Origin of the sequence: Nitrospira sp. CR1.1, assembly GCA_014055465.1 — a bacterium.
Taxonomy (GTDB): Bacteria; Nitrospirota; Nitrospiria; order Nitrospirales; family Nitrospiraceae; genus Nitrospira_A.
This window is the reverse complement of the sequence record WIAF01000004.1, coordinates 205,117-230,890: the sequence shown is the minus strand read 5'-3', so window position 1 is coordinate 230,890 and position 25,774 is coordinate 205,117. Positions and strand designations below refer to the sequence as shown.

General features: G+C 56.4%; 16 protein-coding genes and 1 tRNA gene. 12 read left to right on the top strand and 5 right to left on the bottom strand.

From position 1 onward, the window contains the following. The first annotated feature begins 31 nt into the window (after positions 1–31). The 3 genes from GDA65_10010 (at position 32) to GDA65_10000 (ending at position 3,858) form a co-directional block, all read left to right on the top strand. Positions 32–109 (top strand) — tRNA-Glu (locus GDA65_10010). Positions 110–425: 316 nt separating this feature from the next. Next, entirely contained in the window at positions 426–3,137 is a 2,712-nt protein-coding gene (locus tag GDA65_10005; GenBank protein MBA5863027.1) for a PAS domain S-box protein, read from the top strand. Continuing rightward, positions 3,103–3,858, top strand: a complete 756-nt coding sequence (locus tag GDA65_10000; GenBank protein ID MBA5863026.1) for a response regulator — start codon at positions 3,103–3,105, stop codon at positions 3,856–3,858. Before GDA65_10005 ends, GDA65_10000 begins: the two co-directional genes overlap by 35 nt. A 204-nt stretch (positions 3,859–4,062) precedes the next feature. Here the strand turns inward: GDA65_10000 and GDA65_09995 are convergent, their stop codons facing one another. Then, complete coding sequence (locus GDA65_09995) at positions 4,063–4,644, bottom strand: hypothetical protein (GenBank protein ID MBA5863025.1); 582 nt, start codon at positions 4,642–4,644, stop codon at positions 4,063–4,065. Positions 4,645–5,013: 369 nt separating this feature from the next. Here GDA65_09995 and GDA65_09990 point away from each other — a divergent pair, with 369 nt between their 5' ends. The 8 genes from GDA65_09990 to GDA65_09955 all read left to right on the top strand — a co-directional run bounded on the left by GDA65_09990 (position 5,014) and on the right by GDA65_09955 (position 19,644). Then, positions 5,014–5,349, top strand: a complete 336-nt coding sequence (locus tag GDA65_09990) for a hypothetical protein (GenBank protein MBA5863024.1) — start codon at positions 5,014–5,016, stop codon at positions 5,347–5,349. A 21-nt stretch (positions 5,350–5,370) separates the two neighbouring features. Next, on the top strand, positions 5,371–7,533 hold the full coding sequence (locus tag GDA65_09985) for a type I secretion system permease/ATPase (GenBank protein MBA5863023.1): 2,163 nt from the start codon (positions 5,371–5,373) through the stop codon (positions 7,531–7,533). After that, the gene (locus tag GDA65_09980) at positions 7,533–8,927 is read left to right on the top strand and encodes an HlyD family type I secretion periplasmic adaptor subunit (protein MBA5863022.1); all 1,395 of its coding nucleotides are present in this window, start codon (positions 7,533–7,535) and stop codon (positions 8,925–8,927) included. Before GDA65_09985 ends, GDA65_09980 begins: the two co-directional genes overlap by 1 nt. A 61-nt stretch (positions 8,928–8,988) precedes the next feature. Further along, the gene (locus tag GDA65_09975; protein MBA5863021.1) at positions 8,989–9,930 is read left to right on the top strand and encodes a hypothetical protein; all 942 of its coding nucleotides are present in this window, start codon (positions 8,989–8,991) and stop codon (positions 9,928–9,930) included. Next, a complete protein-coding gene (locus GDA65_09970; protein ID MBA5863020.1) occupies positions 9,917–17,149 on the top strand; it encodes a hypothetical protein in 7,233 nt (2,410 codons plus the stop codon). The genes GDA65_09975 and GDA65_09970 overlap by 14 nt, the downstream gene beginning before the upstream one ends. A gap of 289 nt (positions 17,150–17,438) precedes the next feature. Beyond that, the gene (locus GDA65_09965) at positions 17,439–17,933 is read left to right on the top strand and encodes a hypothetical protein (protein ID MBA5863019.1); all 495 of its coding nucleotides are present in this window, start codon (positions 17,439–17,441) and stop codon (positions 17,931–17,933) included. A 251-nt stretch (positions 17,934–18,184) separates the two neighbouring features. Continuing rightward, positions 18,185–19,036, top strand: coding sequence for an SUMF1/EgtB/PvdO family nonheme iron enzyme (locus GDA65_09960; GenBank protein MBA5863018.1), 852 nt, complete (start codon positions 18,185–18,187; stop codon positions 19,034–19,036). 101 nt (positions 19,037–19,137) lie between these two features. Beyond that, positions 19,138–19,644: a c-type cytochrome gene (locus GDA65_09955; GenBank protein ID MBA5863017.1), complete on the top strand. Its 507-nt coding sequence runs from the start codon at positions 19,138–19,140 to the stop codon at positions 19,642–19,644. 48 nt (positions 19,645–19,692) lie between these two features. Here the strand turns inward: GDA65_09955 and GDA65_09950 are convergent, their stop codons facing one another. The 3 genes from GDA65_09950 to bioF all read right to left on the bottom strand — a co-directional run bounded on the left by GDA65_09950 (position 19,693) and on the right by bioF (position 23,324). Then, entirely contained in the window at positions 19,693–20,856 is a 1,164-nt protein-coding gene (locus tag GDA65_09950; protein MBA5863016.1) for a PilT/PilU family type 4a pilus ATPase, read from the bottom strand. Positions 20,857–20,906: 50 nt separating this feature from the next. Further along, the gene (locus tag GDA65_09945) at positions 20,907–21,959 is read right to left on the bottom strand and encodes a PilT/PilU family type 4a pilus ATPase (GenBank protein MBA5863015.1); all 1,053 of its coding nucleotides are present in this window, start codon (positions 21,957–21,959) and stop codon (positions 20,907–20,909) included. Positions 21,960–22,163: 204 nt separating this feature from the next. Continuing rightward, complete coding sequence (bioF, locus tag GDA65_09940; GenBank protein MBA5863014.1) at positions 22,164–23,324, bottom strand: 8-amino-7-oxononanoate synthase; 1,161 nt, start codon at positions 23,322–23,324, stop codon at positions 22,164–22,166. Between the two features lie 113 nt (positions 23,325–23,437). On the opposite strand from bioF, the gene GDA65_09935 reads away from it, so the two are divergent. After that, positions 23,438–24,274 carry a tetratricopeptide repeat protein gene (locus GDA65_09935; GenBank protein ID MBA5863013.1) on the top strand — a complete coding sequence of 279 codons (837 nt, stop codon included), beginning with the start codon at positions 23,438–23,440 and terminating at the stop codon, positions 24,272–24,274. Positions 24,275–24,311: 37 nt separating this feature from the next. On the opposite strand, the gene GDA65_09930 is transcribed toward GDA65_09935, so the two are convergent. Further along, complete coding sequence (locus GDA65_09930) at positions 24,312–25,706, bottom strand: transglycosylase SLT domain-containing protein (protein ID MBA5863012.1); 1,395 nt, start codon at positions 25,704–25,706, stop codon at positions 24,312–24,314. Between the last annotated feature and the right edge of the window lie 68 nt (positions 25,707–25,774).

Sequence of the window (25,774 nt, the reverse complement as noted above, 5' to 3'; positions counted from 1 at the left end):
TGAATCATTCCGCCGATACGGATCTCTCTTCGTCCCCATCGTCTAGCCTGGCCTAGGACATTGCCCTTTCAAGGCAGTAACACGGGTTCAAATCCCGTTGGGGACACCACACTTCTCCCCGTTGCTTAATGGCTCAACTTTCTCGGGAACAGGTCTTTTTCCGACAACGGAGGCCACATTTATACATGTATGTTAGTGGGTGACGGCATCATGGAGGATGGTCTCTGTCGTGGGAGAGGATTTCTCGTAGATCGGTAAGTGGCCGAGTCGCGCTACGGGGATCTCGACCGCGAAGTTGCATCGTGTGCCCCCTCATGATCCGGCGTCTTTGCGAGAGCGTGACGTAGGGGGGGCTTTCTGTGCCCAAATCAGCACCGCACGGCCATCTGGCATCTCACGGTGGATTGGCTTCGAGCCAGTCTGATATGCCGTGGTACGTTTTCTGCGCCGGTATCCTCCTGGGCACTTTACTCCTTGATGTCTACACACCATGGGGCGTTCCGGTCAGCCTGTTCTATCTACTTGCCGTGGTTGCTGTCGGGATGGTGTCTGGCTCCCGGATGCACTGGATCGTGACAGCCATCTCGACCGGACTCACTGCGCTCGGACTGTATTGGTCCTCGCCCGGGAGCGTCACCTGGGTTGAGGCGACGAATCGAGCCATTTCAATCGGCGCTCTCTGGTTGACGGCTTGGATTGTGTGGCAGTGGCAGAAATGCGCCCGAAGCCGCTCCCATGGTCTCTCTGCCCGATTGCGCTCTCTTCTGACCCACAGTCAAACCATCATCTTCGTGAAAGACCTTCAAGGGCGGTACCTCGAGGTCAGTGAACAGTACCTGACCCTCATCGGCGCTCCGGTCGAGATGGTCATAGGAAAGACGGATCATGAGCTATTTCCCCCCGACATAGCGGACAGCTACCGACAACATGATCGTGAGGTCGTACATGCCGGCGAGGCGATGAGCTTCGAGGAGGGCGCACGGCTCAATGGTGATCCTCGCTTCTACGTGGTTCGCAAGTTCCCTCTGCGCGACGAAGCCGGTCGAATTGTTGCGGTCGGCGGTGTGGCAACGGATATGACGGCCCGCTTGCAGGCTGAGGTCGCTCGGCATGAAGCGCAGGATCGCCTGGATTTGGTGCTGGCCGCGACTCAGACCGGTATCTGGGACTGGGATTTGCGGACGAACACAACGTATTACTCCACGCGTTGGAAGTCGAGCCTGGGATATGAGGAGGCGGAGATTTCAAACTCGCCGTCCGAATGGGAATTCCGGCTGCATCCGGACGATAAGCAGCGCGCCTTTGGCTTGGTGGACGATTGCTTTTCCGGCCGGATAGCCTCCTACGAACTGGAACATCGGTTGCGTCATAAAGACGGGACCTATCGATGGATCCATACCTGCGCCGTGCTCCAGCGAGACGACCAGGGGCATCCTCGACGCATGACAGGTTCGCATGTGGACATCACGGAGCGTAAGCGAGCGGAAGAGGCGCTGTCACGGAGCGAGTCCACGCTCCGAAGCTTTTTCGAGAGCGATGTGATGATGATGGGTATTGTGGAATTGCAGGATGGCGATATTCTGCATCTCTCGGACAATCGTTGCGCGGCGAGGTTTTTTGGAACACAACCGGAGTTCATGCAGGGGCGGCTGGCCTCGGACCTCGGGGTTTCGCCGGACGTCATCGCATTGTGGCGTCGATACTACGAGACCAGCAGGGAGAGCGTACAGCCGGTGCGGTTCGAAGGCAGTTATCCGCATCCGACCTCCGGCGCCGAGCGGCGCTTGTCCGTCGCGGTTTGCTGGATTGGTGCCGGGCCTGGCGGCCGGGACCGGTATTCTTATGTGGCCGAAGATATCACGGAAGCACGGCGCACCGAAACGGCGTTGGGTGAAACGGCAGAGCGGTATCGAGGACTTGTGACCGCGCTGGCGGAGGGCGTGCTTCTGCATGATGCGCAAGGATCGATTATCGCGTGTAATCCAAGTGCCGAGCGGATTTTGGGTGTCACACGCGACCAGTTGATGCAGAGCACACCGGTGGATCCCTATTGGCAGGCTATCCATGCTGACGGGCGGCCGTTCGAGCAGGATTTACGGCCTCCCATGGTGACACTCCGAACCGGTCGGCCTTGCGCCGACGTGATCATGGGCGTGTGTCGCCCGAGCGGGGAGCAACGATGGCTCTCGGTTAATACGCAGCCTCTCAAGAAACCCGATGACGAACACCCGTATGCCGTCGTGTCATCATTCCATGACATCACCGACCGCCGCCGGGCGGAACAGGCGTTGCTGGAGGTGCAAAGTGAGCTGGAGCAACGGGTGCGGGAGCGCACCGCGAGGATTCATGAGTTGGAGTTCCAGCGGTCGCAAGCCGAGACGGTCGCGGCGCTGGGTCATCTGGCGGCCGAAATTGCCCATGAAGTCAACAACCCGCTGGCGGGGATCAAGAACGCGTTCCACCTCGTCAAGCAAGGAATCAGCCCCGACCACCGGCACTATCGATTTGTCGAACTCATCGATCGAGAGATCCAGCGCCTCGTCGCGATTATGAAAAAAATGTACACCCTCCATCAGGGTGGGGCTTCGGACCAATGGCAGGCCACGAATGTGGGCGACCTGCTCCAGAATGTTGCGACCCTGCTGGACTACAAGCTGGCGTCACGACGAATCCGGTTGCGGACGGAAATGGAGATTACCTGTCCGGTTGTCGCGTTGCCTCGCGCGGATCTCTTTCAGGTGTTGCTCAATCTCGTGCAGAACGCCATCGATGCGTCCCCTGCCGACACGGACGTGGTGCTTAAGGTGGCCCAGCGCGGTGATATGTTCCATTGGAGCGTGATGGATCAGGGAACCGGAATTGCGCCGGAAGTGTTTCCCCGTATGTTTGAACCATTTTTTACGACGAAATCCGCCGACGATCGTCAGGGACTAGGTCTTGGCCTGTCCGTCTCACGGCGACTGGTATGTGCCATGGGTGGCAGGATTGAGGTCCACATGCAGCCTGCCGGTTGGACAACCTTTACGGTGATACATCCCCTTGATGCCACAGATAGTAAGAAACAGCAGGGTGCATTGCCAGAGATGAACAAGGAGCAGGAAGATGCCGACTACGCAAAAACGCATTCTCATTGCTGATGACGAGGACACGTTTCGGGAATCGACGGTCGCTTTTCTCGGCGAGGCAGGGTATGCCTGCAATGCCGCCCGGGACGCAACCGAGGCTGAGCGGCTCCTTGAAAACGGATACGATTTGCTCCTTGCGGATGTCCGAATGCCGGGAAACTCCCAATTGGAATTTCTTGAGACGGTCTCCAGGCGACATCCCGACCTCCCAGTGGTGGTGATTACGGGATATCCGTCAGTGGGAACGGTGATTGAATCGTTTCGTCTGTCCATTGTGGACTATTTGATCAAACCGGTCGATCTGGATGAGCTCAAGAAAGCCGTGGACCGAGGGCTTCGCCGAAGGAGCATCGCGCGTGCCGTACAGGAGGCCATGAATGAAACCGCAAAGATGGCCGGCATTTTTGAACGTCTGGGGCGATCGATGAGTGAATTCGGGAGCGGGGGAGCGCAGGTGGAATGGACTGCTCAGGAGTATATGGCTCGGGCTATGGGACATATCAGCCAGTTATCGGCCCTGGTCGGTCGAACGCTGGACGCGTCCCGCAGTGCCAAACCGCAAGGTCCTACCGATATCTGCGCCTTTATGAAATGCCCACGACTGGGCCGGTATGAAGCGGCAATTGAAGAGGCCATCGAGGTCATGGAGCGCACGAGAGCTTCTTTTAAATCCAAAGAGATCGGTACATTGCGGCAGCAGTTGGAGAGCGTGTTGCGGGAAGGCCGCCGATAAGCCGGGTTCTCACAGAAATGGCATTCGCTCATGACGCAGGACGGCCCAATACTGAGATGAGTAGCGCGGCCCGCCTGGACGGTAGGAACAAGCCCGCTAGTGGTAAGCGCATATGTTTTTTCGAAAGCAGAGGAATTGTACATCACAGAGGCGCCGGCTGGCGCCATGACTCACCCAGTCTGCTGGCAGACTGGGCCTACCGCTCTATGATCCCGCTGGTCGGCGGGTACGAATAAGGTCCGAAATGGGAAAGCCAAATCGCTTGGCCTGTTCGACCAGGCGTTGGTACGTAGGCTCATCGAGTTGGCGTGAGCGTGAGAGGATCCAGAGAAACCGGCGATCCGGTGTGCCCACCATCGCGGTCTGGTACTCAGGATCAAGCGCAAGAATCCAATAGTTGCCTTCGCGCAACGAGCCGAACAGCCGCGCAAAGAAATTGTCAAACACCACTCTCAGCCGGGCATTCGTGCTCGTATCCACCACTGTCGCCACGCCCTCGATTCGGTCATGCCCTCCCGTATCGGTGATGCACTCATTGCGCACTCCGATGGCGCCATCGGCACGCACCGTGTAAGTGGCTTTCGAGTCTACGCAATGCCGCTGAAACCACATCGGCAGGCGCGCGATCTCGTGCCAGGTTCCGGCGTATCGTGCGAGATCGACAGAGGCCACTGTCAGCAACGTGGTCCCTGGGCCCATTCCGGCACAGGCGGATAAGACCAAGCATAGTGCCGTGGCGGCAAACAGGGTGCGTATTCTGGCCTGACGGGTGAGGATTTGCCGCATCGTCTCATCTGTAATACCAAGGCAGGCTTTAGTTTACATTGGCAACGCATGGCAGGGGAAGGATGAGTGGCGCGTCGGCCTGGTTGACCATGAACTTCCAGAGGATCACATAACCCTGTATTTTCATGCAAGAAAGTTATCGGCGAAAATCAAGCTGCCGCACTGATGTAGGCCTGTGAACTGCCACTCTGCCTGTCGCGCAGGAATGAGGCCTCAGGAATATAAGTATATTCTTGGCCTACCAAAGTTTTCGTCAGCGCCCATCCTCCGGGGAATATTCCACTCAACGACCGTCGAATAATATCGCCCGTGTTTGGGCAGAGGGTATCTATCTCGGTGTATCGTTCATGTTCTTAGAGGAGGGAGCGCATGGCCGTTGTAAGCAGTCCCAAGCAGAATGGTAACAAGTCGGTGGCGGTGAACGTCCGTCTGAAATCGATCGAGGATGCCGACCAGCCCATTCTGGCGAACTATTCGCAAGCGAGTCTCGCACAAGGGTTGGCCTACATTGATTTTGGATTTCTCGAGCCGGGCCTGATCGGTGCGGTCGCTCAGTGTGCACAAAAAGGCGAAGCACTTCCGAAGCAGCTTGTGGGAACCAGAGCCGTTCGATTGGCCTTGCCTGTTGATGCGGTGATTCGCTTGCATCAACAACTTCAGCAGATGGTCGCCAGTCTCCAGCCTGCCCAACAGAAACTGTCCTAAATCATTTCTCGCCATTTCGTCATGGATGTCTCAACTCCCGATCTCGATTCTTGCTCAACGGCGGCACGTCTGCCCGATACGGGTTTACTGTCTCTGCTTCTGATTGCGCGGTTTTATGACGTGCCGATGGATGGTGGCCAGATTCAGCATCAATTCGGCCAGTCCGGGCGGACGTTGACGTCGAACGCATTGTTGCGCGCAGCGAAACACGTCGGCCTCAAAGCCGGTCTTGCGACGTCCTCATGGGACGAACTGGCGGCGACACCGCTTCCGGCGATCGCTCAACGGACTGACGGGCGGCATGTGGTTCTGGCGAAAGTGCAGGGAGAAAAGGTGCTCCTGCAGGATCCGTTGGAGGAGCGGCCGCATATTCTCTCGAAAGAGGAATTCCTCGCGATCTGGAGCGGCAGGCTACTGCTTGTTACGAAACGTGCACGCCTGCGAATAGAAGATCTGACCTTCGACATCACCTGGTTTATCCCTGCCGTGCTTAAGTACTGGAGACTGCTGGGTGAAGTGGTACTGGCGTCGTTCTTTCTCCAGCTGTTTGCGTTGCTCACCCCGCTCTTTACCCAAGTGGTCATCGACAAGGTCCTTGTGCACAAAGGATTCACGACACTGCACGTGATGGCTGTCGGCATGCTGGCTCTCACCCTGTTCGATGCGCTGCTTGGCGGGCTGCGCACCTACCTGTTTGCCCACACCACGAATCGGATTGATGTGGGGCTGGGAGCGCAACTGTTCCGTCATCTGTTAGCGCTGCCGCTGGCCTACTTTGAAGCTCGACGGGTCGGCGAAACGGTGGCGCGGGTACGAGAACTCGAACACATTCGCCAGTTTCTCACCAGCAATGCTGTCACCGTAGTATTAGACCTGGTGTTTATCGTCGTGTTTGTGGTTGCGATGTGGATCTATAGCCCCACACTCACATTGGTGGTGATGGCCTCGCTGCCGCTGTATGCCCTGCTGTCGATGCTGATTACGCCGGCCACTCGCGCGCGGCTCCATGAAAAATTTAACCGTGGTGCCGAGAATCAGTCGTTTCTGGTCGAGGCGGTGAGCGGTATTCAAACCGTGAAAGCGCTCGCCGTCGAACCTCCTCTCCAACGCCGATGGGATGAACAATTGGCCGGGTACGTCCGGGCAAGTTTCCGTGCCACCAGTCTCATGACGGTAGCTGGGCAGGTGGCGACGGGTATTCAGAAATCGACGACCATTGCCATCATGTGGGTGGGCGCCTACCAGGTGATCGACGGCGCGTTAAGCATCGGGGAGTTGATCGCCTTCAACATGCTGTCTGGTCAGGTGACTGGTCCACTGTTGCGTATGGTGAATCTCTGGCAGGAGTTTCAACAAGTCGGCATCTCGATTCAACGGCTGGGAGATGTCCTGAATGCCAAGCCGGAACCGTCCTACAATCCCAACCGCACAACTCTTCCGCAGATTGCCGGACAGATTACATTTGACGACGTGGTTTTCCGGTATCGTGTCGATGGGCCGCCCGTGCTTCAGCAAGTCTCTCTCACGCTGCAACCGGGACAGATCGTCGGCGTGGTGGGGCGTTCAGGGTCGGGGAAAAGTACCATTGCCAAATTGGTGCAACGGCTTTATGTGCCGGAGCGCGGCCGCGTGCTTGTGGACGGCGTGGATCTCGCGCAGGTTGATCCTGCCTGGCTGCGGCGCCAAGTCGGAGTGGTGCTGCAGGAGAACTTTCTCTTCAACCGCTCGGTGCGGGACAATATCGCACTGACCGATCCCGGGCTCTCCATGGATCGTGTCATGCACGCGGCCAAACTTGCCGGCGCCCATGAGTTCATTCTTGAACTTCCGGATGGATACGATACGAATGTCGGAGAGCATGGCTGCGCGCTCTCAGGCGGCCAACGGCAACGCATTGCCATCGCCCGCGCCCTAGTGGCCAACCCTCGTGTTCTCATCTTCGATGAAGCGACGAGCGCCTTGGACTACGAGTCCGAAGCGATCATCCAGCGCAACATGGCCCAGATTTGCAAAGGGCGTACGGTGATCATCATTGCCCATCGGCTCAGCACGGTTCGTCCTGCCCACAAGATTTACGTCATTGATCGGGGACAATTAGTTGAACAGGGCACGCATGATGAATTGCTCACGCGCAATGGAATGTATACGCGACTCCACCAGCATCAGGAAGGACGGGCGGCGTAATGATGAGTGCCCTGCGACGAAATCTTCCAGGGGGGCGAGCCGCTTGGCGCTTACGGTCGGGCCAATCATCTGGGCCCGAAGCCAACGGCCAGGCGCTCGAATTCCTTCCAGCGGTTCTTGAGATTCAGGATGTCCCACCCTCGCCGATCGGCCGCGCCATTCTCTGGACTATCATGCTGGTATTTGCGTCAGCCGTGGCATGGTCTTCGTTGAGTCAGGTCGATATCGTGGCGGTGGCGCCGGGGAAAATCATTCCCAGTGGCTATTCCAAAATCATTCAACCGTTCGAGACCGGCGTGATTGCTGCCATTCATGTGCAGGACGGCCAAGCGGTCAAGCAGGGAGACGTTCTGATCGAACTCGACGCCACACAAAATCGTGCCGACCGTGATCGGTCTTCGAGCGAATATCGAGCCGCTCTGGTTGAGGCGGCTCGTTTGCATGCGCTGATCGCTGGGCAGGGTACGTTCACCGCGCCTGGTGACGCTGATCCAGAATTCGTGTTGTTACAACAGCAGCTCTTACGAGACCAGATGGCGGAATATGCAGCCCGGGTTGATGCCGCACGCCATCTCATCGATCAGCGTCAAGCGGCTGTGGATGCGACGAAAGACAATCTCCGACGCCTTGAAGCCACGGTTCCGATTGAAAATGAGCGGGCCGCGGCCTACCGGGCATTACTGGCACAACAGTATGTGTCGAAGATGGACTATCTCCAATTTGAACAACAACGTATCGATAAGGCGCAGGAATGGGCGGGGCAGAAGAGCAAGTTGCGTCAGGATCAAGCGGCCTTGGCGGAAGCAGAACAGAACTATCACGCGCTCATCTCCGAGTTTCAACAGAGTAAGCAAGCGGAGCTTGCGGCCATGGAGGTGAAAGCCGCATCGCTCATCCAAGAGGTGCGAAAAGCCGGACAAAAAACGGAGCTTCAGAAACTGGTCTCTCCGATCGACGGCGTCGTTCAGCAATTAGCGGTGCACACAGTGGGCGGAGTGGTCACGCCTGCCCAGGCGCTGTTGACGATTGTCCCTCAGGACCACCCAGTTGAGGTTGAGGCGCAGCTCGAAAATAAAGACATTGGGTTTGTGAAGGAAGGGCAGCCGGTTGAACTTAAGATCGAGACGTTTCCGTTTACTCTGTATGGGACGATTCCAGGAAAGGTGTTGACCGTCTCGGACGATGCGGTACCGTTGGATAAAGAGAGGGGCGGTCTGGTCTATGCGAGCCGGGTGAGTATGGATCGAGCCACCATGCAGGTGGAAGGGAAGCACATTCATCTCACCCCCGGCATGGCCGTCACGGTGGAGATCAAGACTGGACAGCGACGAGTGATCGAATTTCTGCTAAGTCCATTATTGAAATCGATGAAAGAGAGTTTGCGGGAGCGGTAGGAGTCACAATGAAGAGGGATGTGCGATGGGATGGAATGAACCTTCAGGAAGAGGGTTATGTATGAAACAGAATAGAAGAATATTGGGCATGTTGGCGCTTACCGGCCTGCTATTGCTGGCAATGACGAGTGCCAGTAGTGCGGGATTATTTGAAAAAGATGAGACAGTTGGTGAGCGCTTTCGGAAAGCTGTTGAGAAGATCAGGCAGAGTTGTGAGAGTCGAAAGCTGGCGCCAGGAGAAGTGTGCGGGGAGGTGGCCAAGCTCAAACCAGCAGATCCGTTAGCGACGGAAGAAGGTAGATTTGCTCATTCGATCAGGATTCCGAATCCTGTGCCAGAGGACAGTGGTTATAGACCAGGGATGACGAGCCAGGAGTATTTTGACCATCTCTGTAAAACCGAAGCTGGGGAATTCATCTACAAGACGGTGGAGAATGTAGAGGGCATCTTCATGATGCGGCCGAGGAGGGAGGCCACAGATTGGGAGCTAGAGCATCTGTATGCGCTGGAGGATCCGTACGGTTATGTCACAGAAGGAAGCGCCGAAACTGGACGAGAATTGCTCGTGAGGCTTGGGGCCTATGTATTTCTTGAAGAACGGTCTCCAGATCTGACAAAGAAAGCAGCTTACCGACGATACACAGCGGAGTATAGCAGCGACAAGAAGACGCTAGTTCGAGAAGACGTTGCAGTCCTTGGGAGTCGATATGGTTACGTTTGGAGGGGGATTACACGACCACATGCCCGCGAACTGGGTATTGCAGGTGGAGAGTTAATCGTTTTCGATACCCAAAGCCATGAAGTAGTGGCGGTTCGTCGTGGGTTCATCCGCAGCGGAGACGTGCGCAACCGCCTAACGGGAGTCTGGTGGCTAGGGGGACACACTTGTCCGAGTGGGAGGCTTGGAAGAACTGATTTCTATACTTATGATTTTCTCGGAGAAGTATTACCACCGCCTAGTTTAAATGTGAAGATGAAGGGACGTCAGAATGCCGCAAAATGACATTTCAAATTGGCTCAGATTCGCGTTGCAACAAATAGCAGCAGAGAGCTATTTGAATAATGTGGATTTAAACAGCCCGGAACAAGTGACTCGACGTTTGCTGCTTGGCAATAATACAGAAGGCTTTCCTGAAATAGGCTTTACCCGCTTTACTGGAACGCTTGCCCAGGGGCAAGCTCACGATTTTGTCCAGCGGTTTCAGATCATTGACCACCACGCCAACGACGCCACAGGGTTCTCCGCGACATTAACCCGCGATACGCTCACCGGCGAGTACACGCTCTCTTTCCGGAGTACGGAGGCTAAACATCAAGCTGCCGGCGGTGATTGGGAGCGGGACGGCTTGCCTGGAGCTGATGGTGAAATTGCAGGGACCGGATTTGCACTGGCTCAATTAGTGAGCATGGAGAAATATTACCAAGCCCTCAAAGCCGATCCTACGAAGTTGCCGCCGGGGGCCGTGTTGAATGTCACTGGCTATTCTTTGGGTGGCCATCTGGCGACCGTGTTTACTGAACTCCATGCCAACGAGATCCAGGCTACTTATACCTTTAATGGGGCCGGGCGTGGTCGGATCAATGGCGGCACGGTCGGGCTTTCCGAAGGTGAACGTATCCGAGAGATGTTGCAGTTGGCCGAGACGCAACTTGATGCTATCGATCCCACTTGGTTTGTCAGTGGAAACACAGGAAATGTATACACAGATGAGCGCTATCGAGACGTTCGACAAGCCACCATCCTCAATTTCGGCACTACCAATTCGTTTCTGCCGCCGGGTGAGATTGGGGCTGGACCGGGTTTTGACAAGATCACTCAGTTGGTGGGGTTAGCGATCCACAACGATCAACCCTATGTGGCCAATTCAGGCATTCACGGTAAACCGACCACCATCTTTATTGAGGATCAGCCGAATGTCGATGGACTTGGAGGGTTGTTTGGGCAGGACGGCAGTTTCGGCACGACTCATAGCATTACGCTCATCATCGACTCGCTGGCAGTCGCGGAAAGAATCCAGGAGTTTGCACCCACTCTCGGTCGAGAAGCCATTGAGCGTTTATTTGCCGCATCGTCCAGCTTCACAGGTTCGGGCTTCGTCGGGGTATCCGGACTTGCGGAAGGTAACTCATTAGAGAATATATTGGACAGTTTGCGCAGAGCGTTTGACCCAAATGCCGTGCCCACTCCTTTTGGTCGCCTGACCAATGATTTCGGTCAGCTTACATTTCGTAATCCCTTCTATGAAAATCTGGACGAGTTGCGAGGTAAGAACGCTCAGCTGATCAGTCTTGTTGATCTTAGTTCGAGTGAAGTCCTTGCAAAAGCAAATAGCGCGAGCCCTGAAGCAATGGCCTACCGGTATGCGCTGCGTGAATTAAATCCATTTGTGATGATCGGCATAGATTACGAGGCCCTTCATAATCAGGACCAGTCACTGGACATGTACGACGCCAATACCGGCGCTGGTGCTTGGACTCAAATGGCCCTGAGTGACCGAGCGGAGCTTTTGGTGGAAAAGTTGCGTTTCAATCAGACCGATGGGACCCCCAGTAGCCCAACTCTCTTTGTCGATGAGACATCCAATTTTAACAATCAACGCGGGGCCACGGCGGCCGAAGCAGTCATATTCGGAGATGCCGAAGGCCGAGAGTATCTGGGGCGTAGAGGGAGTGACCACATCTATGGCGGGGCAGGAAACGATTTTGTCCATGGCGCAGCGGGGCAGGACTATCTCGAAGGCAATGACGGTAATGATGAACTGTATGGCGAAGGTGAAAACGACATTTTGCTTGGACAACAAGGCGACGACAAATTGGATGGCGGCACTGGCGCTGATCGCATGAGTGGTGGCGTCGGCGACGACATCTACATTGTCGATAATTCAGGCGACAAAGTCGTGGAGTTTGAAAATGGCGGACGTGATCAGATTCTCGCTTCGGCCAATTTTTCCCTTGGCGCACAGGTAGAGGATCTGACCCTCACTGGAACCGGAAATACTTCAGGAACAGGCAACAATCTGGACAACAGAATCATAGGCAATAGCGGCAACAATCGGCTGAGTGGCATGGGCGGCAATGACCTCCTCGAAGGCGGCATCGGCTTTGACACGTATGTTTATCATTCCGGCGATGGATTGGATCGGATTGAAGATAGCGATGCGCAGGGGCAGATTATTTTTGACGGCCGTGTGCTGCAAGGCGGTATTCGTCGTGCAGGAGATGCCACGAATACGTATATAAGTCTCGACGGCCGAACCACCTATGTGATGTCAGGAACCGATTTGATCGTCAACGGAGTGCTGATCGTCAACGAGAACTTCCAAAGTGGTCAGATGGGTGTTGAGCTACGCGACGTATCCCAGCTTCCGATCAATACAGGCATGCCATCAGGCCCTTTCGGGAACGTGTTGGTGGGAGATGCTTCGAATGAGACGCTTGTCGCGACCAGTCCGTATTCGTATGCCATGTATGGCAACGAAGGAAGCGATGTGCTTACTTCACAGGTGCCGCTTGCGGTCGATGCATTTGATGATCTTCGTGATGGCGGACCGGGGGATGACATATTAGTCGGTGCTGGGGGGAATGATTATCTTGTCGGCGGCAGTGGCGACGATTATGCCGATGTGTCGGACGGAGATATCTTTCTCGGAGGGGACGGCAACGACATTGCCGTGACGGATACGCGTATAGACAATTACTCATGGAGCTACATCGGCGGTGGCACGCATTACGTGGACGGGGGCGCGGGAAATGATGTGCTATTGGGGGCTCTTGGTGTTGATGTCTTGTTCGGTGGGGAAGGCGATGACGTTCTGAGAGGAGAAAACCGTCCAACCGGTTGGATTGCAAAGGTATATGACACCGACCTCGTCCTGAAAAGTTTCCCCATGCAGGGTTTCGCCTCGACGGTCGGTGCAGATGATTATCTGGACGGCGGCGGGGGCAATGACTTGCTTGTTGGCGATGGCGGGGATGACCTTCTTCTTGGCGGAGCGGGTGATGATCGTTTATATGGCGAATCGGATTTCACTCCAACGATCGCCGGCGATGATTGGCTTGATGGGGGCGAGGGAAACGACTCGCTGTTCGGAGGCGCCGGGGCGGACATGCTTTCCGGAGGTGATGGGGATGACCTCTTGGTCGGCGATTTTTCCGGCGATCCAGGGGCCGCCGATATTCTTGATGGCGGCGCCGGAGCAGATGAGCTGCAAGGCGGCGGAGGGGACGACATTCTGTATGGTGGAATTGGAATGGATCGGCTGGCTGGATTTGCGGGAAATGATTTTCTCGATGGCGGCGCGGATGACGATGAGTTGCAAGGTGGCCTTGGCGACGACACGCTCTGGGGCGGTGTTGGCAATGATCGTATGATTGGGCAGGAGGGCGACGATACGCTCTTTGGTGACGTAGGGGATGATGAACTAGAGGGAGAGGTTGGCAGTGATGTGCTGTTCGGCGGGGATGGGTATGATGCGCTGTTTGGCCAAGATGGGGATGACTTGCTGTCCGGTGATGCTGGGGACGATTTGCTGAACGGAGGGGTGGGAAATGATCAACTCGATGGTGGCGATGGGATCGACGATGTGCAGGGGCGGGAGGGAGATGATTTTCTGGTCGGTGGCGCCGGGAACGATTTCCTGTACGGCGATGGTAACAATCCTACCGTTCTGAGTCTCGCAGGTGGAAACGATACGTTGGATGGCGAAGACGGTGACGACCAGCTGTGGGCTGGTGCGGGGCAGGACCAATTGTTTGGCGGGGAGGGGGCGGACCAGCTCGTCGGGGATGCTGGGGACGATCACCTAGTTGGCGAATCTGGCAATGACATTCTCTACGGAGATTCTCCATTCTTTCCCAGCCAGGCAGGCGCAGATGTTCTTGACGGTGGCGAGGGCGACGATGCGCTCTACGGCGGAGGTGGCGATGATGATCTCCAGGGCGGTGGTGGCGACGATCAGCTGGTTGGGGGAAGCGGACTCGATACGTATCGATTTAACCTGGGTGACGGTACCGATACGATCCAGGATGATGGGGTGCAAAGCAATCGACTCATCTTTGGGGCGGGTATCACTGCAGAATCACTGAGTTTGGATGTAGCATCGGCAGACACTCTAGTTTTGCGCGTGGGAAATGGCGGAGACTCAATTCAGATCACCGGGTTTGGATTGAACGCTCCCGCTGAGTTTCATACCATTCGTCAATTTGAGTTTGCCGACGGGACGGCGTTGTCGGATGGCGAGTTGCTTGCCCGAGGTTTTCAGTTATCCTCCCCAGCCACTGGCGGGTCGCTGCAAGGCACGAGCTTTGCCGATCGTATACAAGGCAGTCAAGTCGCGGATTGGCTGTATGGGCGTGGGGGGAACGATGTGTTGCTCGGTGGGTTAGGCGATGATGTGTTAGAGGGGGAGGATGGTGATGATGAGTTAGACGGTGGCGCTGGGAATGACCGACTGTATGGAAACGAGGGATACAACGTGTTGCGTGGTGGTGAGGGCAATGACATTTTAGACTCGGCGGGTTCCGGAGACCAGCTCTTCGGTGGTGCGGGGGACGATGCGTACCACCTTCGGTCTATGAGCCAAGTCATCACCGAGGATGTGAATGCAGGCCGCGACACGGTGTACCTCACTCCGGCCGAGTCGCTTACATTTCAGGCGCCGGATAACGTGGAGAACGTGAGTATTGAGGACGATGTGTACCTGAGTCCAACGATTCAGGTGAATGTGGTCGGAAATGCGTTGGATAATGAACTGTCTGGCTCCCACCGGCTCGATGGACAGGCGGGCAACGATACGCTAATCGGCACTGGCGACAATACGTTTGTGTTCGGCCCTGGGTATGGGAAGGATGTGGTACGGATGGGAATGCAGATGTATGCCCATTCCGGACTCGACCAAGTGCAATTTCTCGAAGGCGTGGCACCGTCCACTCTCAGTCTCGAGAGGCAGGGGAATGATCTGGTCGTGCAGGTGAACGGAACGGCCGACGAGTTACGTGTGCAATCCTACTACGAGTCTCCCGTGAACATGGTGGATCAATTCGTTTTTTCAGATGGGACCATCTGGACCTCCGGAGAGATTGACGCCCGCGTGCGAACCTTTACCGGCGTCGGGGCTGACGAATCATTCTATGGTTCTACTGGTGACGATACTATTCGAGGTATGGGAGGGAATGATCAGATCCGAGCTGACGCCGGGAATGATGTTCTTGACGGCGGCGTCGGAAACGATTTTCTTGAAGGATACAGTGGAAACGACATCTATGTGTTCGGTCGCGGCTATGGGCAGGATACGATTGATGAGCAAGGTGCGAGCGCGGATATCGATACGCTTCAACTTATCGATGGGATTACGCCTGGCGATCTCACCTTGCAGGCCACGCCTGATTTTGGAACTGATGCCCTTCTGACCATCAAGAATACTGCAGATCAAGTGACCCTCGGAGGATTTTTCTTGTCCGATGGGATGCGCGTGGATCGAATTCAATTTAGCGATGGGACGATGTGGGACTACAGCGCCATGCTGACCCACACGGAAGGCATCAATCTGGTAGGCACCGAAGATACGGACTATTTCTACGGAAGTGTGATGAACGATACACTGTTGGGGTTAAGTGGAGACGACATTCTCTCGGGTGGCGCAGGGAATGACACGCTGGACGGAGGTACGGGCGCAGATAGCATGACCGGTGGAGCCGGAAATGATCTGTTTGTTGTCGACAATGTCAGCGACGTGGTAACCGAGCAAGCCGGACAAGGTGCGGATACGGTGCAGAGCAGCCTGACCTACGCGCTGGGCGCGAATTTGGAAAATCTGACCCTCACCGGCAGCGCCGCCATCAATGGTACCGGCAATGCCTTGAGCAATGTTTTGATTGGGAATAGTGCGGCAAATGTTCTGAGTGGTGGGGCCGGGAACGACACATACGTGGTGGGCGTTGGCGACACGGTTGTAGAGGCGGCGAGTGCCGGGACCGACACCGTCAAGTCTGATATGAGTTGGACGCTGGGCACGAATCTCGAAAATCTCGTCTTGACGGGCATGGCTGCGATCAACGGAGCCGGTAATACGCTTGCTAACACTCTGACTGGTAACAGCGCGGCCAATGTTCTCAATGGAGCGGCTGGGGCAGACACACTCATTGGAGCGCAGGGGGATGACCTGTACATTGTGGACAACGTCGGCGACAAGGTCACGGAGCTACCGGGTGAAGGCCTGGATACGATTCAGAGCTCTGTGACCTATACGTTGGGTGCCAATGTAGAAAATCTTACGCTGAGCGGCACTTCCGCGATCAACGGGGCTGGAAATGGACTGGACAACGTAATGATCGGGAATAGTGCCGGCAATCGATTGACCGGAGGCGCGGGAAACGACACGTACGTTGTTGGCGCCGGTGATACCGTCGTCGAAAGTGTGAATGCCGGTGTTGATACTGTTCAGAGTTCCGTGACCCATACGCTTGCTGCCAATGTCGAAAACCTTACCCTCATGGGCACAGGCGCGATCAACGGGACAGGTAATGCGCTCAACAATGTTCTGGTTGGTAATAATGCCGCCAATACGTTGACCGGCGGTGCCGGAGATGACACCTATGTGGTCGGAGCCGGCGACACGGTTGTCGAGGCAGTGAACGCCGGCATCGATACGGTGCAAAGCTCGGTAACCTGGACGTTGGGAGCGAATGTCGAAAATCTTACTCTCACTGGAATGACCGCCATCAACGGAACGGGCAATGCCCTGGCCAATGTTTTGATTGGCAACGCCGGCAGCAACGTCCTGACGGGTGGGGACGGCAACGATACGTTGTTGGGTGGAAAAGAGAATGATGTGCTCAATGGTGGGGCGGGCAATGACGTGTTTCAACTTGCTCGCGGGGATGGCCAGGACACGATTACAGATGCCAGTGGGACCAGTGATCAATTGAGTTTTGCGTCGGGTATCGATCCTCTGGATCTCATGTTGAGTCAGAGTGCCAACGACTTACGGATTGCAGTGTATGGCTCGACGGATCAGGTGACGATTGCCAATTGGTATGCTGGGGCAGCCAACCAAGTTGAAACGGTCCTGGCGGGCAACGGTCAACAATTGATGAGCACTCAGGTGAATCAACTTATCCAGGCCATGGCCGGATTTACGCAGCAGACCGGGCTAAGCTGGGATCAGGCTATAGCCCAGCGCCCACAAGACGTGCAGCAGATCCTTGCCGCAAACTGGCACTAAAACCGAGCGTTCGTCCCGCAAATCAGGCCGGGGCGAACGCGTGTTTCCCACCTCACGTTCTCCCTTCCCTGAGGGCCATCAATCCATAGCCCATTTTGTGACTCCTTGCGAATAACTAGGCAGCCATCGGTGATGCGTGGCGTGGTGCAGCTGCCCCGTACCGAAGAGGTACCGCCTCCGCGTAATGGCCGAACCGGGGTTCGATGGTACATTCAGAGCATCGATGCAGGCCACATACAGAGCATTGTCATCGCCCCCAACCGATGAGCGCGAGTTTAGGAGGCTTACGATGTCGCAACGCACGGTTCTCTGCTTCACCTTTTTCATGTTGATGGCCGGCGGAATCGAGGGGTGCACAACGATGCAATCCGGCTCTTCCACGACCCTGCCGAGCAGCGCATTTTTCCCGGTCGATGCCTTGGAACTAAAGCCGCTTCAGGCGATTGCCCAGGTGCAGGATGTGCGAATGAAGAATTGCCATAAAGGACCAGCCTGCGAAGATGCGTACTACACGCGGGCTTTGGTGGCGTTGTTTGAAAATCGAGCGGATGCCATCACGGTGTTTCAGGAATTGCGCACCGCTATGCCGAATAGCCGGTATGAGGTGGCGACGATGGGCTGGTTAAATCTGCTTCAGGATGCATCGCTGTCTTCAAACCACAATAAAGCCCTCATGATTCAGTTGAAGCAGGAGGTGCTCCACAACCTGTTAGATCGGTCTGAGATAGCGACGGCGAGACCGGTAAAAGATCATGACCGTCGTGTCGCAGAGCTCGCCCGCTAGCCGCCGTGTCAGCCTGAATCTTCTCCCGCCGGCAAGAAACTTCTTGCCGGCGGACGCTGCTGCCGCAGATTATCCCGCATCTCTCCCAGTCATTCGCCTTTCCCAAGGCACCATCGCGCCACGTCGATATCAACATCACCGGCATCATTCGTGCGCGCCTGTTCATGCAGTTGAGTTTGACGGCCAGCACGGCTACACTTTGCCCGGGCGTGGTGACCTGCCTCTGGATCTATCGCAGATGGGAGGAATGTATGCGACTTTTAAGTGTAACGGCCGTGCTATCTGCCATCTTGCTTGGTGGATCAGGGCTGGCCTCGGCGGGCGAACCACAGGCCGCGGTCAGCGGTACTTCTGCGGAAGATGTGAAAGGAAAGGATGGCGCGCCCATGGCGCTCATTCCGGCCGGGTCATTTACGATGGGGAGTAACGACGGGCTTCCCGCTGAACGACCGGAGCATGTCGTCACGCTTGACGCTTTTTACATCGACCGCTATGAAGTTTCCATGCAGCACTATCGGGCGTTTCTCGTGGGCGCGAAGCACGATGCTCCTCCCACCTGGGATGACGAAGCTGCAGAAACGGTTGGTGATCGTCCGGCCGTAGGAATGGGCTGGGCTGATGCGGGGGCGTATTGTGTGTGGGCAGGGAAACGGCTTCCGACCGAAGCAGAGTGGGAAAAGGCGGCGCGTGGGACTGACGGGCGACGATACCCCTGGGGGCAGATGCAGCCGTTCGTCGACATTGCGAATTACAATCGCGGAGTATGGGTGAGTGAAGCGGTGACCCTAACACGTGTAGGTGGTGGTGTCGAAGGGATGAGTGTTCGCCATGGGCTGAAGGAAGGCGGGCGTAGTCCGTATGGCCTTCACCACATGGCAGGGAATGCCGCTGAATGGGTGGCCGACTGGTATGACCGGGAATACTATTCCAAGAGTCCTGAAAAAAACCCCACTGGTCCGGCGACCGGAGAGAAGAAAGTGATTCGTGGAGGGTCCTGGTCTGATCTGCCGGTGGCGTTACGATCGTCTGCACGGGTCTCAGCGGACCCGGATTTCCAGGATCGGTCAGTTGGATTCCGTTGCGCAATGAATCCAGCCCAGTAGCTGCCGCTGCCTTGGGTCACTATTATCCGGGAAGTGGCCGGCCATGAGGCGCATCATGGCGTGTCTTTTTAATGTCTTTGTAAGGTTTATGGTGCCGGTGCATGTTCGGTCCAAACGATTCCCCGTCGGTCTCGCCATCACATCAGAAACACAAAGCGATTGCCGCATTAGTCGCTGGATTGGTGTTGCTGCTCGCCTTGGTGGGAATTCAAAATGCCCCGCCCCCATCCGCATTATCTCCGGCTGTTCCGAAGATAGATCCGAATATGGTGCCGTTGGTGACGGGGGAGGAGCCGATTCAAGAGCTTTTTGTTCGCGCCGGTTGTGTCGTCTGCCATCGGATTCCAGGTATTGCGGGGGCCGACGGGAAGGTCGGTCCTCCGCTCTGGCTGGGCAAGACCGGAGCGGCTCGTCTGGCTGATCCTCAGTATCGGGGACAGGCTCAGACCGTTCGGGAATATATCGTCGAATCAGTGGTGTCACCGGGTATGTATGTGGTGCCCGGTTTTCCTGCGGACACGATGCCGGTGTGGTATGGAAGGAAATTGACCGCAGGAGCGCTGGCTAAGATTGCCGCGTATCTCGAGCAGACTATGGATGAGCCGTAGCGAAGGTTCGGTTGACCTGGTTGCCCGGTGGTATGCCTGGACCGTCGTTCACCGCTTCTTGCCGCCGCCTTGACTCATCTGCCCCTGGATTTGGAAGCCCTTTTCATCTCTCTCGTTTTTGTCGAGCAAGGCCGCTACCGCGTCGTCGCCTTTCAAGCCCGCCAGTTTAATCTTGAGACGAAGGTTGTTTGCGCTATCAGCGTTGATCAAGGCCTGTTCGATGCTGATTTTGCCTGCTTTGTAGAGTTGCAGGAGAACATGGTCAAAGGTCTGACAACCTTCCTCAATGCCTTGTTCCATCGCTTCTTTTAACGTATCGATTTCCGAACGCTTAATTAGGTCTTTGATACGGGGGGTGTCGAGCATGATTTCCAATGCGGGAACCCGGCGGCCATCGAGGGAGGGGATGAGACGCTGAGAGATGATGGCCCGCAGGTTGAGTGAGAGCTGGAGGTAGATCTGCGCGTGGCGCTCCACCGGGAAAAAGTTCATGATGCGTTCGATGGATTGATTGGCATTGTTGGAGTGCAGGGTTCCGAGACAGAGATGGCCGGTTTCGGCGAAGGTGATGGCGGCCTCCATGGTCTCGGTGTCCCGGATTTCACCGATGAGAATCACGTCCGGGGCTTGGCGCAAGGTGTTCTTCAGGGCGTTTCCGAAGGAATGGGTGTCAAAACCCACCTCGCGCTGGGTCACGATCGATTTTTTGTGGTGATGGACAAACTCGATCGGGTCTTCCACGCTGATAATGTGACCGGCGTGCACGGTGTTCCGGTGGTCGATCATCGCCGCCAGGGAGGTGGATTTACCGGAGCCGGTGGCTCCGACGACGAGGACCAACCCTCGTTTCGTCATGGCGATATCTTTGACGATAGGAGGCAAATCCAACTGCTCGACCGTCATGATCTCCGCTTTGATGTGTCGAAACACCAATCCGACGTTTCCCTTTTGCCGGAAGATATTCACGCGGAACCGTCCCAGGTCTTTGTAATACAGGGCGAGGTTCATCTCCATTTTCTCTTCGAATTCGCCCCGCTGCTGGCCGCGCATCAGAGCCAGAGCCAACGACTCCAATTGTTCATTGGTAAACGGCGGCGCATCCGTCCGATGGGTCGAGCCATGGATGCGATAAATGGGAGGAGCATCGACAGTCAGATACAGATCGGACGATTCCTGTTTGACCATCACTTCGAGGAGCGTGCGAACATCCATGAGACGCCTCTTATCCTGCTATCGGTAGACCGTTAAGATGCACGGGTATGTTAGGCCGCGCCTGCCGCGTTGAAGAGGTTTGGATTCATGCTCCGGGATTGAGCCTCGGCTTTGGTCACCATGCCGCGCGTGGCGAGGTCGACCAGGGCCATATCCATGGTCTGCATGCCGTCTTTCTGACTCGCTTGCATGATGCCAGGAATTTGATGGAGTTTGCCCTCGCGGATCAGGTTGCGCACCGCCGTGGTGCCGACCATGATTTCCACCGCTGCAATCCGGCCACCACTCTTCTTTTTGAGCAGCGTCTGGGTCAGTACCGCTTCCAATGTTTCCGACAGCTGCGCGCGGACCTGCGCTTGCTGGTTCGGCGGAAAGGCGTCGATGATGCGATCAATGGTTTTCGGGGCGCTGGAGGTGTGGAGCGTCGCAAAGACCAGGTGCCCTGTTTCGGCGGCGGTCAAGGCCAGCTGAATTGTATCCAAGTCGCGCATTTCGCCGACGAGAATAATGTCGGGATCTTCGCGGAGCGCGGCGCGGAGCGCATTGGCGAACGACAAGGTGTGCACGCCCAGTTCGCGCTGATTGACGAGGCACTTTTTCGATTTGTGCACAAATTCCACGGGGTCTTCAATGGTGAGAATGTGGCCTTCGAAGGTATTGTTCAGATAGTCGATCATGCCGGCGAGCGTGGTGGATTTTCCGGACCCGGTCGGGCCGGTGACAAGAATCAGCCCCTTTTCGCGGTCACAGAGTTGCCGGAGAATGGGCGGCATACCGAGCTTTTCGAGCGGAAGAATCTCGGTCGGAATGGTCCGGAAGACCGCGCCTAACCCGCGGCCCTGGACAAAGACGTTCACGCGGAATCGAGCGATATCGCCCAGGTCGAAGGAAAAGTCGCATTCGCGGTGTTCTTCAAAGTTCTTGCGCTGTGCATCACTCATCATGTCGTAGATGAGGGCGTGCGTTTCATCCTGAGTCAGCGGCGGATGGTCGAGTTTCTTCAGGTCGCCATGCAGGCGAATCATCGGCGGTTCACCGGCGCTGATGTGACAGTCCGAGGCGCCTTGCTGAACACCAAAGGTCAACAGTTTGGAGATGTCAATCATCGGGTCGCTCCATTAATTACGAATGTAAGCTGATAAAACGAATGTAATTACGGGTGGATGATCAGGGCCCGCTGGACAGTTTCGATCATGCCATAGGAGGGAGAGAAAGCAAGAAAATATCCAGAAGAGGTGACGAAGAAATGTCGGTCGCACACGCTCCGGAAGCGCGTGCGATTGTGATCTGATGAAAACCACGTATGATCAAATGAGATTGAGGGAGCGACCAGCCCGTTCCAACACCGCCAGCGCTCGATCAATCTGCTCATCGGTATGGTCAGCGGTGATGGTCAGGCGAATTCTGCTGGTGGCGGGCGGGACTGTCGGGGGGCGTATGGCGGGTGCATATACGCCTTGCGTGAGGAGGGCCTGTGCTAAGTTCATCGCGCGATCGGGGGCACCGACGATAACCGGTAGGATTGGACTTTCCGATGCAGCCAAGCGGAAGCCAAGTCGAAGGAGCCCTTGCGCAAGACGTTCGCGATTGCGCCACAAGCGGGCGCGCCGTTCTGGTTCCTGCTCAATGACCTGGATCGCGGCGGTTGCCGCAGCCGCGTTGGAAGGTGGAGGGGCGGTCGTATAGATGAAGGCGCGGCAGGTGTTGACCAAATAGGCAATGAATGTGGCCGGACCCGCCACGTATCCCCCCGCGCTCCCTAGCGCCTTGCTCAAGGTTCCCATGTGGTAGCGAACGCGCGATTCGACCTCGCAATGTTCGAGGGTGCCGCGCCCGGTGCGTCCGAGAATGCCTGTGCCATGCGCATCGTCGACATACATCTCTGCGCCGTACCGTTCCGCCAGCTGCGCCATTTCTTTCATTGGCGCAATGTCCCCGTCCATGCTGAAAATCCCGTCGGTCACGATCAGGGTGCGTCGGGCCGCGGGCCGGCGGGCGAGCAGGTGCTCAAGATGGTCCATATCTCGATGACGGTATACGCGAAAGGTGGCTCCGCTCAGACGGCAGCCGTCGATGAGGCTCGCGTGGCAAAGACGGTCGGCGAAGATCACTCCGTCTTTTCCGATCAAGGCAGGAATTGCGCTGATATTTGTCAGATACCCGGCGGCAAAGGTGAGCGCCGCCTCTGTGCCTTTGAAGCGGGCGAGGGTGGTTTCAAGCGTGTCATGAGGCGTCAAGGTGCCGCAGACCAGGCGTGCCGCGCCGGAGCCGGCTCCGTACCGGCGGGTTGCCTCGATGGCGGCATCCACAACAGCCGGATGCGTGGCCAGGCCGAGATAATTGTTGGAGGAGAGAAGAATGATTTCACGGCCGTCCAGTATGACTGTTGGGCCTGTCGCCGAGCTGATCGTCCGAAGCCGGCGCAAGAGATGCTGGTCATTCAATTTTTGAAGATGTTGTTCGAACATGGGCGCCTGGACTTCGGCGGGGCCGAACATTTGACAAGGCTGACTGGTCCCTAGTATAAGGCGCGAGGCCTTGAGAAACGACCTCCTTTTGCAACCGAGACCATTGTTCGACTATGAGTTATCGAATCAGAGTTCCTGAAAAAGTTGACCCGCTCGACGAAGCCCATCTCTTGACCGGGGTTGATCGGTTTCTCCATGTGTTGCAGGAACAACGGCGCGCCGTGTTAGCCGGGCTCGGGGTTGTTCTGGTCGCGGGGGCGGTCGTCGCCGGTGTGATGTGGTACGACTACCAATCTACGTTAAAAGCACGAGAGCTTGATCAGGAAGCCACGCTGCATTACCTCAACCGGCCCGCAGATGATCCAAAGAAAAGCCACGAACAGCTTTCCCAGGCCATTACGTTGTATAAGCAGGTGGTGGATCAATACCCACGAAGCCCTGCCGCGCCCCTGGCCTTGTTCCACCTGGGGAACGCTCAGGTGCTGGCTAATGAAGTTGATGCCGGGATCGAAACGTACAAACGCTTCATGTTGTTGTATGGCTCCAATACTTCGCTCTTAGGATTAGTCCAGCAACGCTTGGCCTATGCCTACTTAGCCAAGGGTGATCGTGACCAGGCGGTGAAGGCCTTTACCGGCATTCTCGATGTCCCCGGGGCCCTCAATAAGGACCATGTGTTGTTCGAGTTGGCAAAAATTGAAGAGTCGCAGTCCCGTCCTGAGGGAGCCCTCGCGCATTACCAGGATCTGATGAAGAATTATCCCAACTCGCCCTTCACCAGTGAAGCGGCGGTGCGGGTGAAAGTATTGGAAGTGAAGAAGACTCCGGAGACCCCGGCGGCGGCTCCCGCATCAACCCCGACCGTCAGCGCGCCTGCCCCTCAGCCTGAACAGCCTGCCAAGACCTCGTCCGGAAAGTCGGCTGCGCCGGCATCCAAGAAAAAGCCGTAGCGGTTCTCCTCGGAACACATGGGAGTGATGCGTCTCGCTAGTGCGCGATCATCAGGCGGCTTCCTGCCTTGATGGTAGGACCCGTCAGGTTGTTATTGGACTTGAGCGTTTTGACGGAGATGTTGAATCGCCTGGCAATTTTCTCAAGGGTGTCGCCGACTCGAACTCGATACCAATGTCCGGATTCTGGTTCTGGCTTGACGCGCCGGCCCTTGACTGGAACAGGTAGCGGGGAAAATTTGTGGGTCGGAGCTCGCCGTAACAACTGTTCCACTTTCTCACTGGTGCCCACGGGGACCTTCAGGCGATATTCTGGATCATCCGGGGGCGTCGCATCACGCCGTAATTCCGGATTGAGCACCTTCAGTTCCTGGTATGAAATTCCAGTGACATTGGCGATGGCTTTGAAGTGGATGGGGCGCCGGACAACCACCTCTTCAAACTGGTGTGGCCGGACATCGTTTTGAGGGAAGCCATAACGATCCGGGTTCTTGGCGATGATGGTCGCCGCCATAAACCGAGGCACATATTCTTTTGTTTCCCGCCGGATGAGCCTGGTTTTCGCAATGTCTGAAAAACTCTCTGCTTGCGCCGTATGCAGGGCCCGCATGACCTTACCCTCACCGGCATTGTACGCGGCCATGGCCAGCGGCCAGGTGCCGAACAAATCGTAGAGGTCGCGCAGATAGCGCGCGGCCGCTACGGTCGACTTCACCGGGTCCCGGCGTTCATCCACATAACTGTCCACTCGCAATCCATAGACCTTGGCAGTGCCTTTCATGAATTGCCAGGGGCCGGCAGCCCGCGCGCGTGAGTACGCGTGCGGATTGAATCCGCTTTCGACCAAGGAGAGATAGATCAGATCGCTCGGCAGCTGAAATTCGGAGAAGATGCTATCGACCAGCGGTCGGTAATGGCTGAGTCTGATGAGCCACTGCTCAAATCGGTTGCGGATCGACACATTAAAGAAACGAATGTGGCCTTGTACGGAAGGGTCGAGCACGATCGGGACGTTGTATTCGGATGCATTGTCCGATTCGGCTGCTTGCTCGGCCGCCGCTTCTTGGATGACCTCTGCCGGAGGCGTCAGCAAGTCGGCAAACCTGGCGGTCGTGCCGCTAAGCGGCTTGAGTTGAAGCAAGGCTTCGGCTGGCGGGACTTCCGTGGATGGTTCGCTGGCAACGGCAGCCGCGGTCTCGGCAACTTCTTCTTCCGCGGCAGCGGTGCGATCCTCTTCTTCTACAACATCGTCAGGTTCTTGCGTAGCGGGCTGGAGGTCTTCTTGTGGCGGAGACTCTAATGTGAGGGCCGGCTCCGGTTGCATCGTGATCGGCGACTCGGCCCCTCCAGATCCAGGCCAAGAAAGACAGAGGAGGCAGGCAAACAGCAGCGAGAGGGGCGGAACGCCAACGCCGGGACAACGTGCGTGCATAAGGTACCCACTAGATGGTTCAAGGAAGGTGAGATGATTGACTCTCGAAGGGTAGCCTATCGAGTAGG